This is a genomic window from Allomuricauda sp. d1 (genome assembly GCF_039592695.1).
GTDB lineage: Bacteria > Bacteroidota > Bacteroidia > Flavobacteriales > Flavobacteriaceae > Flagellimonas_A.
Window position 1 is genome coordinate 158,670 of sequence record NZ_JBBUTK010000002.1, and the last position, 15,610, is coordinate 174,279.

A 15,610-nucleotide genomic window follows, 5' to 3' on the forward strand; every position below is an offset into this window, starting at 1 on the left:
TTCTAACATCATTCAGAGCTGGCAGCATTGGTTGCCAAATTGTTCAGTGCCCCCGCTATCGTAGTCAGTATGTCATTTTGATTGGTAATGCCATGCCTTTCGGCTACATATTCAGGGTCGTTGTACGTAACAAAGACCTGACTTTCAGCGTTTTCCCAAACCAACATTTTTTGGGGCAGGTCAATGGCCATTGTTTCCGATTCTTGCATTAAAGGAGTGCCCAAATTCGGATTTCCAAAGACCAACAACCTTGTGGGCCTCAGTTCTAAACCGACCCTTGCGGCATTTGCCTGGTGATCAAGTTCGATTACCAATCGTAGATTCTCATTCTTCTCGATAGAAGAACGTAATTTATCATAGGTGGTCTGAAAATCATTGGCGCTTTCAATGGTGACAATACCTTCCCCAGATTGCACTTCAGAGGCATTTTCTTCTACGGGGGCGCCTGATGCATTTGAGGCAATATTGTTCAATGCCATGGCGATTCGATCTAAAGTGGCTACACCCCCAAGGCTATGCCGATTGCTCAAATAGGTAACACTGTTATAGGTGATAAAGGTTTTTCCATGTTTTTCGAATACCATCATTTTCTGGGGCAGATCGATTCCTGCCAATTGATTCGCCTGCATCAGGGGCGTACCCAAATTAGGATTTCCAAAAAGGACCAAACGTGTTTTGCGAAGGTCAAAGTCCACCGACGCTGCGTTCGCTGTATGGTCTACTTGGGCCACGATGCCGATGTTGGGGTTGTTTTCCAAAGTACTGACGATATTGTTGTAGGTATTGTCAAAATCAACGGTGCTTTTAGAATATTGGAGTCCGTCAGCGTCTGGTGTGAATCGAAAGTCTCCGGTAAATTTGTCGCAACCAACAGAAAGGCTAAAAATCAGAAAGGCCAAGAAAAATACAAAGTGTCTCATGATGATTTGTTTTAATGGGTGAGTGTCGACAAAGAATGCCGACAGAATATTTACGTTGAATTTCAATGGTATGGATCATTGTTTTTGTAGCTGTTTTCTATAACAAAAGATTATGCCACAATGCGTTATTATAATGTTAGCAAACATGGTAAAACCCTGTCAATACCATATATTTGTAAACTATTTAGAATAAATCTTAGTAAGAATGATTAAAGTATCTGATACGGCAAAACAAAAGGTAGTGGCCTTGATGACCGAAGAGGGTTTTGATGCGACCAAAGATTACGTGCGTGTCGGGGTCAAAAGTGGTGGGTGCAGCGGTTTATCTTACGAATTGAATTTTGATGATACTGCAGAAGATGCCGACAAGGTTTTTGAGGATAACGCAGTGCGCATCATCGTTGACAAAAAAAGCTTTTTGTACCTCGTGGGCACAACCTTGGAATATTCTGGAGGATTGAACGGCAAAGGTTTTGTGTTCAACAATCCCAATGCACAGCGTACCTGTGGATGCGGTGAGAGTTTCTCGCTATGATTTGGAATTTGAAAACAAAGCATAAAGCAAAGTATTTTCAAATTGCCTCATTTTCAAATTAAGACATTGAACAAATGGCATATACCGAAGAAGAATTAAAAAAAGAACTCGAGACCAAAGAGTACGAGTACGGCTTCTACACCGATATTGAATCTGACACCTTTCCGAATGGGTTGGATGAAGCGATTGTCACGGCCATTTCGAAGAAAAAGGAAGAGCCAGAGTGGATGACCGAATGGCGGTTGGAGGCTTTTCGTATCTGGAAAGAGATGGAAGAGCCTGAATGGGCGAACGTCACCTACAAAAAACCTGATTTTCAGGCAATTTCCTACTATTCGGCACCGAACAAAAAACCGAAGTACAACAGTTTGGACGAGGTAGATCCAGAATTGTTGGAAACTTTCAAAAAACTGGGAATTTCAGTTGATGAACAGAAAAAACTGGCGGGGGTGGCTGTCGATATTGTGATGGATTCTGTTTCCGTGGCCACGACCTTCAAGAAAACCTTGGCAGAGAAGGGCATCATATTCTGTTCCATTTCAGAGGCCATTCAAGAGCATCCTGAGTTGGTAAAGAAATACATTGGCACCGTCGTGCCGCAAAAAGACAATTTTTATGCAGCGCTCAATTCGGCGGTGTTCTCTGACGGCAGTTTCTGCTACATTCCGAAAGGGGTACGTTGCCCTATGGAACTTTCGACCTACTTCCGGATCAACCAAGCGGGCACAGGCCAATTTGAAAGAACCTTGGTCATCGCCGATGAGGGTAGTTATGTGAGTTATTTGGAAGGCTGTACCGCACCGTCGCGTGATGAAAATCAATTGCACGCTGCAGTGGTCGAACTCATTGCGTTAGATGATGCCGAGATAAAATATTCCACGGTACAAAATTGGTTTCCCGGCGATAAGGAAGGCAAAGGTGGAGTCTTCAACTTTGTGACCAAGCGCGGGATTTGCGAAAAAAATGCCAAAATCTCTTGGACACAGGTGGAAACCGGGTCAGCCGTCACTTGGAAATACCCTTCCTGTGTTTTGAAAGGAGACAATTCCATTGGAGAGTTTTACTCCATCGCCGTCACCAACAACTATCAACAGGCCGATACGGGTACCAAGATGATACACTTGGGCAAGAACACAAAGAGTACCATCATTTCGAAAGGCATATCCGCAGGGCAATCGCAGAACAGCTATCGTGGCTTGGTTCAGGTGAACAGCAGGGCCGAGAATGCCCGAAATTTTTCACAGTGCGATTCACTGTTGATGGGCAACAGATGCGGGGCACACACTTTTCCGTACATCGAGGCAAAGAACAAAACCGCGCAGATTGAGCATGAGGCGACCACCAGCAAGATTGGCGAAGACCAAATCTTCTACTGCAACCAAAGGGGAATCGATACCGAAAAGGCCATTGCGCTCATCGTCAATGGGTTCAGTAAAGAAGTATTGAACAAACTGCCCATGGAGTTTGCGGTGGAAGCCCAAAAATTGTTGGAAATCAGCCTTGAAGGCTCAGTAGGATAGTAGATAAATATTAAAATGTCACCCTGAGCGCAGTCAAAGGGTCAGGGGTAATCATCCCAAACAAAAAATAATAGAATGCTAAAAATCAAAGATTTACACGCCAGTGTAGAAGACAAAAAAATATTAAAGGGTATCGACCTTGAGGTGAATGCCGGAGAGGTGCACGCCATCATGGGCCCCAATGGTTCGGGCAAGAGTACCTTGGCCGAAGTAATTGCGGGCAAAGAAGAATTCGAAATCAAAAAAGGTTCCATTGAACTCGATGGCGAAGATTTGGAAGAACTTTCCCCCGAAGAACGTGCCCACAAGGGAATTTTCCTGTCGTTTCAATATCCTGTGGAAATCCCGGGTGTGTCGGTGACCAATTTCATGAAGACGGCCATCAATGAATCACGAAAGGCCAGGGGAATGGAAGACATGCCCGCTAACCAGATGTTGAAGCTCATCCGTGAGAAATCTGAAATGCTCGATATCGATAGAAAGTTTCTTTCGCGCTCGTTGAACGAAGGCTTTTCCGGGGGTGAGAAAAAACGGAACGAAATCTTTCAACTGGCCATGATGGAACCCAAACTGGCCATTTTGGATGAGACCGATTCAGGATTGGACATTGATGCGCTGCGTATCGTTGCCAATGGGGTGAACAAGCTGCGCGGAAAAGAAAATGCCATCATCGTCATCACGCACTACCAACGATTGTTGGAGTACATCGTGCCCGATTTTGTACATGTGCTGCATGACGGAAAGATTGTAAAATCCGGAAGCAAAGAATTGGCCCTCGAGCTTGAGGAAAAAGGATACGATTGGATCAAGCAGGAAACAGTTGTTTAATTGAGTGAACAGTAATCAGTCAGCAGAAGAAGATACTGCTTACTGAGCACTGTGAACTGTTTACTAAAAACATGGATTTAAAAGACAAACTCATATCATCATTCATGGCATTTGAGAACAATGTCGATATCGACCATCCGGTGCACGATATTCGCTCTGAGGCCATCAAGAATTTTGAGGAAAAAGGCTTTCCCTCCAAAAAACAAGAGGCGTGGAAGTATACCTCATTGAACAGTTTGCAAAAAATTGATTTCAGTGTCTTTCCGAAAGAGGAAAACACATTGGAATATAAGGATGTCAAAAAATATTTCCTTCATGAAATCGATACCTATAAAATTGTTTTCATTGACGGAATCTATAGCTCCTACCTTTCTGAGACCACCCACGATGGTGTCGACGTATGCTTGATGAGCTCGGCATTGACAAAACCAGAGTACAAGCAGATTATAGACGTTTATTTCAATAAAGTGGCCTCAAAAGAGGAATCGTTAACGACATTGAACACGGCTTTTGCCAAAGAGGGGGCATATATCTACATTCCAAAAAACAAAGCACCGAGAAAACCCATTCAGATTTTGCATTTGGCAACGGGCAATGAGGCCTCATTGATGTTGCAGCCCCGTAATTTGGTCATCGCTGAAGAAAATGCAGAACTACAGGTCATTGAACGGCACCAGAGCTTGACGGGCAATGAGGTGTTCACGAATTCGGTCACTGAGATTTTTGCTGAAAAGTATGCGAGGGTCGATTATTACAAAGTACAGAACGATGCGAAAACGGCTTCGTTGATTGACAACACCTACATTGACCAAAAAGACCATAGCCATGTGAGCGTGCACACCTTTTCATTTGGGGGCAAAATGACCCGCAATAACCTTAACTACTATCAGAACGGCGAACGCATTGATTCTACTTTGAAAGGGGTGACCATTTTAGGCGAAAAGCAACATGTTGACCATCATACCCTGGTGCACCATGCACAGCCCAACTGCGAAAGCCATCAAGATTACAAGGGCATTTTCGGTGAAAGATCTACTGGGGTCTTTAATGGAAAAATCATTGTCGATAAGATTGCGCAAAAAACGAATGCCTTTCAGCAGAACAACAACATTCTGATCAGCGACAAGGCAACGGTGAACACCAAACCGCAGCTCGAAATTTTTGCGGATGATGTAAAATGCTCCCACGGGTGTACCATCGGCCAATTGGATGAAGACGCCTTGTTCTATCTACAGTCACGGGGCATTCCGAAAAAAGAGGCGACCGCTCTGTTGATGTACGCCTTTGCCAACAATGTGTTGCAGAGTGTCCGCATTCCTGAACTGAAAACGCGCATCAATAAGATCATCGCCAACAAGCTCGGGGTTCGGGTGGGGTTTGAACTGTAATCTATTATTTCTGAAAACACAGCAACTAACTGATGCAAAAAATTGCATTTGATATCGAGTCCATTCGAAAAAGCTTTCCCATCCTGAATCGGGAGGTCAACGGTAAACCTTTGGTCTATTTTGACAATGCGGCCACGTCGCAGACCCCGCAGCAGGTCATCGATGTCATTGTGGATTATTACCAAAGATACAATGCGAACATTCACCGTGGCGTGCATACCCTTTCGCAAGAAGCTACGGATGCGTATGAACAGGCGCGTATCAAAATCCAAAAACATTTCAATATTGCGAAGTCCCACGAGGTGATTTTTACTTCGGGCACTACACACAGCATCAATTTGGTGGCGAATGGGTTTACATCTTTCCTGAAAAAAGGAGATGAAATTTTGGTCTCCGCCATGGAACATCATTCGAATATCGTGCCGTGGCAAATGCTCTGTGAGCGAACGGGAGCGGTTTTGAAAGTGATTCCCATGAATTTGGAGGGCGAATTGGTCATGGATAAATACCATCGCCTGCTTTCCGATAAAACGAAACTGGTGTTCTGCAACCATATCTCCAATGCTTTGGGCACCATAAATCCCATCAAAGAAATCATCGATGCGGCCCACGATGTGGGTGCAGCCGTGTTGGTCGATGGGGCACAAGCAGCACCGCACATCAAAGCCGATATGCAAGCCCTAAACGTGGATTTCTACACGGTCTCTGCCCACAAAATGTGTGGTCCGACTGGCGTGGGCATCCTTTATGGAAAAGAAGCATGGCTCAAAAAACTACCGCCCTATCAAGGCGGTGGCGAGATGATTGCCGAAGTCACCTTTGAAAAAACGACCTATGCCGACCTGCCCCACAAGTTTGAAGCGGGTACGCCCAATGTTTGCGGTGGCATTGCCTTTGGTGCAGCCATTGATTACATGAACAGTATCGGTTTCGAAGAAATTGCGGCTTATGAGCATGAACTTCTTAAGTATGCGACAGAACAACTCTTGCAAATCGAAGGACTTAAAATCTATGGAACGGCCAAAGAGAAAACCTCGGTGATTTCCTTCAATATTGAGGGCATCCATCCGTATGATATTGGTAGTATTCTCGACAAGCTCGGCATTGCGGTACGAACGGGCCATCACTGCGCACAGCCGATAATGGATTTTTATAAAATTCCGGGCACGGTACGTGCCAGTCTCAGTTTCTACAATACCAAGGAAGAAGTTGATACTTTGGTAGCTGGAGTAAGAAAAGCAAGGCAGATGTTGCTTTGACCCCATTGGTTATCTTTTTCCCAATCTTTTGATTGACAGATTTCTGAATTGTATTTTTGCATAAAATTAGCGTATGACCATAGCCGAAATCCAAGAAGAAATAGTTGACGAATTTTCAATGTTTGATGATTGGATGCAGCGTTACGAGTACATGATTGAATTGGGCAAATCATTGCCCTTGATCGACGATAAGTACAAGACAGAAGACAACATCATCAAAGGCTGTCAGAGCAAGGTTTGGGTACATGCTGAACTGAAAGAAGACAGACTGGTCTTTACGGCAGATAGCGATGCCATCATTACGAAAGGAATCATCGCCATTTTGATACGGGCGTTCAGCAACCAAAAACCGCAAGACATTATTGATGCCGATACCGAGTTCATCGATAAAATCGGCTTGAAAGAACATTTGTCACCGACAAGGGCCAACGGTTTGGTGAGTATGATCAAGCAACTGAAGTTGTATGCAGTGGCGTACCAAACACAACTAAATTAGTTTATGAGTTTAGTACGCCACGGCGTACAGTTTAAAAGTTTAACAGAAACTTCTAAACCCATAAACTCTTAAACCCATAAACTTAAAAAATGAGCGAAGAAGCAATAGCACCAAACTCAGCAGAGTTGGGCGATAAAATAGTACGGGTTCTGAAAACGATTTATGACCCTGAAATTCCCGTTGATATTTATGAACTGGGGCTGATTTATGATGTGCTGGTCAACGAAGATGATGAGGTCAAGATTTTAATGACGTTGACCTCACCCAACTGTCCGGTTGCAGAGACACTCCCGGTTGAAGTTGAAGAAAAGGTGAAGTCACTTGATGCCATCAAGGATGCCGAGGTTGAAATCACTTTTGACCCGCCATGGACTCAAGATTTGATGAGTGAAGAGGCCAAATTGGAACTCGGACTTCTATAATTATAATTAAAGAATTGTCCCCTTCTTGCATCCGACGAGCGTATGCGAGAGGAATACACAAATTTAGGGGTGTTTTCCATGGAAAAAGAAATCATAAATAGAGTAGCAAACAGCAAACTGGTCACTTTTGACCTTGAAGCACTATATCCCAAAGGAGAACGGGTGGTGTTGGATATCAAAGACTGGCTGTTTGAGGGATTGCTGCTTCGTGAAAAAGAGTTTCGAAAATCGGTCGCAGAACACAACTGGGAAGCCTACACCAACCAGTATGTGGCACTGACCTGTTCTACCGATGCCATCGTACCCGGTTGGGCGTTCATGTTGTTGGCTTCCAAACTACAACCCTATGCCATCAAAGTGACCAAAGGTGATTTGGAACTATTGGAAACCGCTATTTACCAAGAACTCCTTCAAAACTTGGATACTTCCCCATTTGTTGATAAACCGGTAATCATAAAAGGATGTTCCAACAAACCTGTACCTGAAAATGCCTATCTCATGGCTGTGGCAAAGATTCAACCCGTGGCCAAAAACGTCATGTACGGCGAGGCGTGCTCTTCCGTCCCCCTTTATAAAAAGAGGTGAAAATTCCTCCAAAAAAGTGACTATTTGTACATTTACGGTTCTAAATCGATAAACACTAATATCATGAAGAACTTAATCATTACAGCTCTTGCTGTACTTACCTTTGGTTTTGGTTGGGCACAGACCAAAGAAGAACTACAGGCCGAAATGGCCCCCAAAAAAGATTCCATTGCTGCAATCCAGGGTAGGGTTGACGCACTGCAGGCCCAAATCGATGCTTTGCCGGGTTGGCGCGTTGGTGCTTTCGGTACCATTGGTGGAAGCATCTCTAATTTCAACAATTGGTACGCCCAGGGCATTCCGAACAACTCATCGGGCAATATCGGGTTTACCGTAAATGCGTATGCCAATTTGAAGCAGGAAAAATTCTTTTGGCGAAACTCATTGAACACCAATCTATCATGGGTAAAGCTGGATGATGAAGATGACCCCAATGACGAAGACGGATTCCGAGAAGCTACCGATGTATTCAATTTAACGTCACTGTACGGTCGAAACCTGAGCGAAAAATTGGCGGTTTCGGGGTTGATGGAATACCGAACCACGATTTTGAGCAACTTTAACGACCCTGGATATCTAGACCTTGGTGTCGGTATCACATGGACGCCGATTACCGACCTCGTGGTGGTCATCCATCCCCTGAACTACAACTTTGTATTTGCAGAAGATGATACCATTTTCAACTCTTCTGCCGGTGCAAAAATTGTGGCTGACTACACCAGAAAAATCGGCAACATCAATTTCAAAACAAACCTCTCTGCCTTTCAGAGCTATGAGGATGGTGATTTGAGTAACTGGACGTGGATCAACTCGTTCTCATACACCCTCTGGAAAGCGATTGGAGTAGGTTTTGACTTCGGTTTGCGGAACAACAAACAAGAGGCGTTGAACTACGAAATCAACACCTTGGGCAATACCACGGCTACCTTTGACAACATCGACAATGATTTGCAGACCTATTGGACGTTGGGTCTTAGCTATGCTTTTTAAAAAAAAGGAAAGCCAACAAATGAAAAGCCCCGACATTATTGTCGGGGCTTTTTTCAACTAAGTAGGGTTATAAATTGGGGTTATTCCAATATCATAAATCAGTTAGTTCTTCGTGTCAACTTGGGGATAAACACTTTCACTTAAATACTCTGTAAAATTAGGTCAGAAAGGGCAACAGCGGAAATTTATGTTGTCAACCCTACTTTTTTTGTGGTAGGTCGTATCAAAGGTCAATTTTGACGATGAAGGACACACTCTGTTATGATTTGGAACGGTATTGTTAGTAGGGCTGCTATGCAATGATGATTTTGTCTTTTGAAATTCAATATCTTGTAGTACACGCATTGGCCATGGGCAGACTTTTACCAATACTGATTTTTCTGATTGCACTGTCTTCGTTTTCGCAGTCAAAACAGGATAGCTTAAAGGCCGTACTCGCAAATGCTTCAAGGGATTCAGTTCGGGTAAGGACGCTGCATAAACTCTTTAAAGAATATCAAAAAAATTCATTGGAAAAGGCTGAAGAAACTATACTACAGGCTATCAAACTCTCAGAAAATACAAATGAAAATTTGTTGTTGGCACAGAGTTATAATCTGTACGGTTCGTTTTTAAGGGTGCAATCAAGAGAAGATTCAGCAATCAAAGTGCTTAAGAAAAGTTTGGAAATAAGCCGAGATCAAAACTTCAACAAACAACATTCTGACGCATTGGTAACTCTTGGGCATAGTTATTGGCAAAAAGGCGATTTTGAAAAAGCCAAGGAATATCAAAGAATGAATATTGAATTTGCTAGGAGTATCGGCGATAGCATTCAGGTGGCCAGTTCATATATTGGATTAGGGGCAATTATTAGTCAGCAAGGTGAGTACACCCAAGCCATGAAGTACTATACCATGGCTTCCGACATATTTCTTCAATCAAATCATTTATATGGGTATAGAGTAGCTGTGGGTAACATCGGATATATCCAGCGGAGTCTTGAAAATTATGATAGTGCTATTGAATATCTTAAGAAAAGCGATAGTATAAGTCACATACTTGACGATGCGATGGGAAAAGCTTCGGCTACCTATGACCTTTCCGTTGCTTTTAGGCATAAGGGAATGTTAGATTCTGCCATGACCTATATTCTCAATGCTATTGATATGTATAATGAATTAGGAATCAAGAAAAGAGTGTCTTATGGTTATTTTTCCAAGGCTGAAATCCATCGAAAAAAAGAGGATTTTAAAGCTGCGCTCAAAGATTATCAAACATCCCTTGGATTATCAATATCGGTAGATGATTCGGTGCAGATTGGTTACTCGAGCATGGCAGTGGCCGATATGCATGAAGCACTCGGCAATGATGAACAGTCAATAACATATTTGGAAAATGCCGCCAAAGTGGCCCAACGAATGAAGCTGGATATTCTTGCCATGGATGTCCACGATCGGTTGGCAGAACGGCACGCAAAAAATGGGGATATGGCAAAAGCCTATGAGAATTTGCAAAAATTTGTAGTGCTGAAAGATAGTTTGTACACAAAAGAAAAAAGAGAACTCGGCAGTGAAATAGAAGCGAAATACCAAAACGAGCAAAAAACAAAGGAAATTGAATTGTTGGCCTCTGAAAAGGAGTTGCAGACACTGCAACTGAACAAAAGGGAAAACGAGCGAAACGCCATTATTGCCTTTGCCATTTTGGTGCTTCTGTTGGCAGGATTGCTCTACAATCAATATCGTATTAAGCAAAAATCGAACAAAGAACTTAAAGAGCTGGACCAATTGAAATCCAATTTCTTCGCCAACATCTCCCACGAATTCAGAACGCCCCTGACCTTGATCAAGGGCCCCATTGAGCATCTAGAGCAAAACCCAGATGAAAAACTGGCCCGTGAAGACATCAAAATGATTCGCCGAAATGCCAACAAGGTGCTGGGCCTGGTCAACCAATTGTTGGATCTCTCCCGAATCGATCAGGGCAAGTTGCAGCTGAAAACCACTGAGGGCGATGTCTTTAAATGCCTTAGTGCGGCGGCAGCATCCTTCAACTCACATGCCGCACAACGCAATATGGACTATCGGGTAGAAATTCCAAACGAGGTGCTTTGGGCATCTTTTGACCGAGACAAATTGGAGAAGGTGGTGTACAACCTCCTTAGCAACGCCTTTAAGTTCTGCGAAGATGGTGAATTGGTCAGTTTTGAGACTTCATTTATAGATGGCGAATTACAGATTCAGGTCTCCGATTCGGGAAGGGGCATTTCAGAAGAAAAGTTGCCCTTTATCTTTGACCGTTTTTATCAGGTTGACAGCAGTGCAACAAAAGATAGGGAAGGATCCGGCATCGGCCTGTCACTATCCAAAGATTTGATTGAATTGATGGACGGTACCATTACCGTTTCGAGCGAAGAGGGCAAAGGCACCTATTTTACGGTTCAAATTCCCATTGAAAAAATAGAGACCCGACAGCGAAGGCAAAAAAAGATAGAAACACCTGTTGACAAAGATGCCCCAAAACCTGTGCCGTTTGACCTTGCAAAACCGGACAAAAGAAATCTGCCCAGAATAGTGCTGGTTGAGGACAATGAGGACATGCGCCAATTCATCAGGGGCCATCTTTTGAAAGAATATCGTGTTCAGGAGGCGATCAACGGACAGGACGGACTGAAAAAAACCATGGCGAATCCCCCCGATTTGGTGATCACCGACCTAATGATGCCCAAAATGGACGGAATAGACCTTTGCAAACAACTGAAGACCAAGGTAGAGACCAGCCATATTCCCATCATCATGCTCACGGCACGGGCAGGGGTCGAGAACAGGATTGAGGGCCTGGAAACAGGAGCCGATGATTACCTGACCAAGCCATTTGAGGCTAAGGAACTTCTGGTACGGACCAAAAACCTGATTGAGCAGCGGCGAAAACTTCGGGAACTGTTCTCAAAGAGCAAGACGACTGTTGACCCAAAGGAAATAGCGGTGAATTCCATCGACCAAAGGTTTTTGGAACAGGTGTTGGATTTGTTGGAAAAGGAACATTCAAATCCAAACTTCGGGGTGGCCCAAATGCAAAAAGAATTGGCCATGAGCAAGACCCAATTGCACAGAAAAATAAAAGCGCTTACCGATGAAACTCCCAGTGAACTGTTGCGCAATTTCCGGCTAAAGAGGGCGGCCCAGCTCTTGTCACAAAAAGCCGATACGGTGACCCAAATCGCCTATCAAGTGGGTTTCAACAACCTTTCCTATTTTGCCAAATGCTTTAAGGAGTTGTACGGCGTTTCTCCATCTTCTTACTGATTCCAGCCAAATACATCTTCAAATTTTCAGATTTCCATGCTTGGAACAATTCTGTCAGTATTTGGCACCTGCCTATTAGTACCGCAGATTGCCCATGGCTAGTTTTGGTCTAATTCCAAAGCGTCCCCACATTTTTTAACGTAAAAACTAGAATCATGAAAAAATTAATCGTTTTCGCAGTACTTGTTGCCTTCGGTCAGACAATGGGCAGCGCACAAGATGTACAATTTGGGGCAAAAGCAGGCCTTAATTTTGCCACCCTACAACCCGAACTGACAGACAGCAGAACGGCCTTTCATTTAGGCGCAATGGCTGAAATTTCACTTACGGATGTTTTTTCTGTTCAACCCGAACTCCTGTACTCAGGTCATGGGGCTAAAGATCAAAACGATTCTGATAACAACGAGATTTTTAAAGTAGATTATCTCGCTTTGCCCATTCTAGCCAAATATTATGTGGTGGATGGACTAAGTGTTGAAGCAGGCCCCCAATTGGGCTTTTTGCTTTCATCAAAACAGGAGGACAATGGTGAAACAGATGATTTGAAGGACATAACCAAATCAACCGATTTCGGTTTTGCCCTAGGGGTAGGCTATAAGCTGGACAGTGGATTGAATTTTGGCGTCCGCTATTATTTGGGATCCGACGTCAATGATATCGACACAGATTCAGAAGAATTTAAGAACCGGGTACTCCAGCTATCCATAGGGTACTTTTTTTAATAAAATATGGCTATGAAAAATAGAACAAAGTCTAGGCGCATTGTACTTTTGGGCACGATATTTTCAGCGTTGCTATTATCGTGCAGCAGCGATGATGATGGCAATCCACCCGAAACACAGAACAATCCGCCCGAGGCATTTGACCTGATTGGGGTCGCAAATGGTGCCCAAGAAGTGGGGGTCACCCCTTCCTTCACTTGGCAGGCGGCCACAGATCCCGATAGCGATACGGTAAGTTACGACCTGTATCTGGGCACTGAAATAGAGCCCAATACATTATTTGCAGGTAACATAAGCGGTACTTCCTTTACGGTACAAGACCGTTTGCGCCTATTTACCCAATACTCTTGGAAAGTGGTGGCCAAAGATGGGAATGGCGGTGAAGCAGAAAGTTCAACCTATAGTTGTACCACCCGCAATCTGAATATTCCGAATGCCCCGGTTACGGCAGCAGCTGATTTCACGGAAAGGGCAAGCCATACCACGGTGGTTTTTGATGACAAGCTTTGGGTTATTGCTGGCGGTGGTGGTGGCGGCTTTAAAAATGATGTTTGGTTCAGCGAAAATGGAGCAGACTGGGCTGAAGCTATTCCGGCAGCAGCCTTCACCCCAAGATCTGGCCATGCTACCGTGGTCTTTGACAACAAGCTCTGGGTGATTGGTGGTCTTGATGGAGGATTCAAAAACGATGTTTGGTACAGTACTGATGGAGCCACTTGGATGCAGGCCACAGCTGCTGCCCCCTTTTCGGGAAGATTCTCGCATACTGCAGCTGTTTTTGACAACAAGCTATGGGTAATTGGAGGCACCAGCGGCTTTAACCCTAATAGCACTTCTATAAATGAAAGTGATGTTTGGTTCAGTGAAGACGGAATCAATTGGACAGAGGCTACTTCCAATGCAGCGTTTCAGGCTAGAGCAGGCCATGAAGCCGTGATTTTTGACGAAAAGCTTTGGATTATAGGGGGTTTCACCGACAACCTTAAAAACGATCTTTGGTTTAGCACCGATGGCATCGATTGGGTTGAGGTCACTTCATCGGCAGCCTTCACCCCAAGATCGGGGCATGCCACTTCAGTTTATGACGGTAAGCTCTGGGTCAGCGGAGGTTCTGATTCCAGTACAAATTTCAAAAACGACATTTGGTTTAGCACCGATGGAACCAATTGGTTTGAGGTTCCTGCCAATGCCAATTTCCCTGCACGATCAGGGCACTCCAATGCAGTTTATAATGATAAGCTCTGGGTCATTGGCGGCTGGTTTGCTTCGGGCAATAATTATCTGAACGATGTCTGGGCGATGGATTGAATAAAAATTTGGATTATGAAGACAAGAATAATTAGTAGTGTACTAGCTGCATGCCTTTTATGGGCGTGCAGCAAAGACGATGGGAACAATGAACCCTCACAAGCGCAGAACAGTCCGCCCGAGGCATTTGACCTGATCGGGGTCACCGACAACGCCGTGGCCGTTGACGTTGCGCCTACCTTCACCTGGCAATCGGCCAACGACCCCGATGGCGATACGGTAAGCTATGACCTCTATCTGGGCACTGAGACGGAGCCAAGTACCCTGTTTGCCGAAAATATTAGTGGTGCCTCTTTTACGGTTCAGGAACGTTTATCACTGATTACGGAGTACCACTGGAAAGTGGTGGCCAAAGATGGTAAGGGTGGTACAGTGGAAAGTGTGGTCAACAGCTTTACCACCCGCAACCTGAATATTCCTAATGCCCCGGTTACGGCAGCAGCGGATTTTACGGCAAGAACGCATCACTCCACTGTAATTTTTGATGACAAACTTTGGATTATAGGTGGAATTGATAATGTAACAGGTCCAAAAAATGACGTTTGGTATAGTACGGATGGGATCACTTGGGCAGAAGCCACACCAGCAGCAGCCTTTCCTGAAAGATTTGCACATTCCGTTGCAGTTTTTGACAATAAACTCTGGGTAATTGGCGGAGACGATGTGGGTGCCTTCAAAAACGATGTCTGGTACAGTACAGACGGGGTAAATTGGAACGAGGCTACACCAGCTGCAGGCTATGTGAATAGAGCTTATCATTCCAGTGCGGTTTTTGATAACAAAATATGGGTCATCGGGGGTTTGTCCAACATCAATGGTTTTAGAAACGATGTATGGTATAGCACCGATGGTGTGAATTGGACCGAAGCTACACCATCAGCAGGTTTTTCGGAACGGTACTATCATACCACGGTGGTCTTTGATGGTAAGCTCTGGGTCATAGGTGGTGTGGGTACCGGTGGTGTGGGTGCCACTAGTGTGAATAATGAAGTATGGTATAGTACAGATGGGACTAGCTGGGCAGAAGCTACGCAGGAAGCAGACTTTTCGGCTAGATCAAGACATACTACTGCCGTGTTCGATAACAAAATGTGGGTCATTGGTGGAGAAGGTGAAGACATTAATGCTTATAAGGACGATATGTGGTACAGTGTCGATGGAATCACCTGGGAAGAAATTGCAACTCCCGCCAATTTCCCAAAAAGGGCAAATCACACAGTCGCTGCTTTTAGTAACAAGCTATGGGTTATAGGCGGAAGAAATGTCATTTCTCTTTTTAATGATGTTTGGGCGATGGATTGAATAAAGAACGAACAAAGATTAAATACCCTAAATGGAAAGCCATGAAAC

At 44.3% G+C, this 15,610-nt stretch carries 14 protein-coding genes; 13 read left to right on the plus strand and 1 reads right to left on the minus strand.

Annotation, left to right across the window (positions count from 1 at the left end; translation table 11 throughout):
• Window positions 1-8 precede the first annotated feature (8 nt).
• Window positions 9-920: a DUF302 domain-containing protein gene (locus AAAH86_RS07725; RefSeq protein WP_343486989.1), complete on the minus strand. Its 912-nt coding sequence runs from the start codon at window positions 918-920 to the stop codon at window positions 9-11.
• Window positions 921-1,125: 205 nt separating this feature from the next.
• Here AAAH86_RS07725 and AAAH86_RS07730 point away from each other — a divergent pair, with 205 nt between their 5' ends.
• The 13 genes from AAAH86_RS07730 (at window position 1,126) to AAAH86_RS07790 (ending at window position 15,562) form a co-directional block, all read left to right on the plus strand.
• Window positions 1,126-1,455, plus strand: a complete 330-nt coding sequence (locus AAAH86_RS07730; RefSeq protein WP_343486990.1) for an iron-sulfur cluster assembly accessory protein — start codon at window positions 1,126-1,128, stop codon at window positions 1,453-1,455.
• 74 nt (window positions 1,456-1,529) lie between these two features.
• Entirely contained in the window at window positions 1,530-2,975 is a 1,446-nt protein-coding gene (gene sufB, locus AAAH86_RS07735) for a Fe-S cluster assembly protein SufB (RefSeq protein WP_343486991.1), read from the plus strand.
• Window positions 2,976-3,050: 75 nt separating this feature from the next.
• Window positions 3,051-3,803, plus strand: coding sequence for a Fe-S cluster assembly ATPase SufC (gene sufC, locus AAAH86_RS07740; protein WP_343486992.1), 753 nt, complete (start codon window positions 3,051-3,053; stop codon window positions 3,801-3,803).
• A 71-nt stretch (window positions 3,804-3,874) separates the two neighbouring features.
• Window positions 3,875-5,191, plus strand: a complete 1,317-nt coding sequence (gene sufD / locus AAAH86_RS07745) for a Fe-S cluster assembly protein SufD (protein ID WP_343486994.1) — start codon at window positions 3,875-3,877, stop codon at window positions 5,189-5,191.
• A 32-nt stretch (window positions 5,192-5,223) separates the two neighbouring features.
• Window positions 5,224-6,450, plus strand: coding sequence for a cysteine desulfurase (locus tag AAAH86_RS07750; RefSeq protein ID WP_343486995.1), 1,227 nt, complete (start codon window positions 5,224-5,226; stop codon window positions 6,448-6,450).
• A gap of 73 nt (window positions 6,451-6,523) precedes the next feature.
• Window positions 6,524-6,946 carry a SufE family protein gene (locus tag AAAH86_RS07755; protein ID WP_343486996.1) on the plus strand — a complete coding sequence of 141 codons (423 nt, stop codon included), beginning with the start codon at window positions 6,524-6,526 and terminating at the stop codon, window positions 6,944-6,946.
• Window positions 6,947-7,035: 89 nt separating this feature from the next.
• The gene (locus AAAH86_RS07760; RefSeq protein ID WP_343486997.1) at window positions 7,036-7,368 is read left to right on the plus strand and encodes a DUF59 domain-containing protein; all 333 of its coding nucleotides are present in this window, start codon (window positions 7,036-7,038) and stop codon (window positions 7,366-7,368) included.
• A gap of 78 nt (window positions 7,369-7,446) precedes the next feature.
• Entirely contained in the window at window positions 7,447-7,953 is a 507-nt protein-coding gene (locus tag AAAH86_RS07765) for a DUF2480 family protein (protein WP_343486998.1), read from the plus strand.
• 63 nt (window positions 7,954-8,016) lie between these two features.
• Window positions 8,017-8,943, plus strand: a complete 927-nt coding sequence (locus tag AAAH86_RS07770) for a DUF3078 domain-containing protein (protein ID WP_343486999.1) — start codon at window positions 8,017-8,019, stop codon at window positions 8,941-8,943.
• A gap of 350 nt (window positions 8,944-9,293) precedes the next feature.
• Window positions 9,294-12,230 (plus strand): ATP-binding protein, encoded by a 2,937-nt coding sequence (locus AAAH86_RS07775; protein ID WP_343487000.1) that lies wholly within the window; start codon window positions 9,294-9,296, stop codon window positions 12,228-12,230.
• 155 nt (window positions 12,231-12,385) lie between these two features.
• Window positions 12,386-12,952 carry a porin family protein gene (locus AAAH86_RS07780; protein WP_343487001.1) on the plus strand — a complete coding sequence of 189 codons (567 nt, stop codon included), beginning with the start codon at window positions 12,386-12,388 and terminating at the stop codon, window positions 12,950-12,952.
• Window positions 12,953-12,964: 12 nt separating this feature from the next.
• Window positions 12,965-14,260: a hypothetical protein gene (locus AAAH86_RS07785; RefSeq protein WP_343487002.1), complete on the plus strand. Its 1,296-nt coding sequence runs from the start codon at window positions 12,965-12,967 to the stop codon at window positions 14,258-14,260.
• Between the two features lie 15 nt (window positions 14,261-14,275).
• Entirely contained in the window at window positions 14,276-15,562 is a 1,287-nt protein-coding gene (locus AAAH86_RS07790) for a hypothetical protein (RefSeq protein WP_343487003.1), read from the plus strand.
• Window positions 15,563-15,610 lie beyond the last annotated feature (48 nt).

Coding starts and splice junctions, on each gene's coding strand:
- AAAH86_RS07725 (WP_343486989.1), bottom strand. CDS start 920: ATGAGACACTTTGTATTTTTCTTGGCCTTTCTGATTTTTAGCCTTTCT.
- AAAH86_RS07755 (WP_343486996.1), top strand. CDS start 6,524: ATGACCATAGCCGAAATCCAAGAAGAAATAGTTGACGAATTTTCAATG.
- AAAH86_RS07775 (WP_343487000.1), top strand. CDS start 9,294: ATGGGCAGACTTTTACCAATACTGATTTTTCTGATTGCACTGTCTTCG.
- sufD (WP_343486994.1), top strand. CDS start 3,875: ATGGATTTAAAAGACAAACTCATATCATCATTCATGGCATTTGAGAAC.
- AAAH86_RS07785 (WP_343487002.1), top strand. CDS start 12,965: ATGAAAAATAGAACAAAGTCTAGGCGCATTGTACTTTTGGGCACGATA.
- sufC (WP_343486992.1), top strand. CDS start 3,051: ATGCTAAAAATCAAAGATTTACACGCCAGTGTAGAAGACAAAAAAATA.
- AAAH86_RS07730 (WP_343486990.1), top strand. CDS start 1,126: ATGATTAAAGTATCTGATACGGCAAAACAAAAGGTAGTGGCCTTGATG.
- AAAH86_RS07765 (WP_343486998.1), top strand. CDS start 7,447: ATGGAAAAAGAAATCATAAATAGAGTAGCAAACAGCAAACTGGTCACT.
- AAAH86_RS07780 (WP_343487001.1), top strand. CDS start 12,386: ATGAAAAAATTAATCGTTTTCGCAGTACTTGTTGCCTTCGGTCAGACA.
- AAAH86_RS07760 (WP_343486997.1), top strand. CDS start 7,036: ATGAGCGAAGAAGCAATAGCACCAAACTCAGCAGAGTTGGGCGATAAA.
- AAAH86_RS07770 (WP_343486999.1), top strand. CDS start 8,017: ATGAAGAACTTAATCATTACAGCTCTTGCTGTACTTACCTTTGGTTTT.
- sufB (WP_343486991.1), top strand. CDS start 1,530: ATGGCATATACCGAAGAAGAATTAAAAAAAGAACTCGAGACCAAAGAG.
- AAAH86_RS07790 (WP_343487003.1), top strand. CDS start 14,276: ATGAAGACAAGAATAATTAGTAGTGTACTAGCTGCATGCCTTTTATGG.
- AAAH86_RS07750 (WP_343486995.1), top strand. CDS start 5,224: ATGCAAAAAATTGCATTTGATATCGAGTCCATTCGAAAAAGCTTTCCC.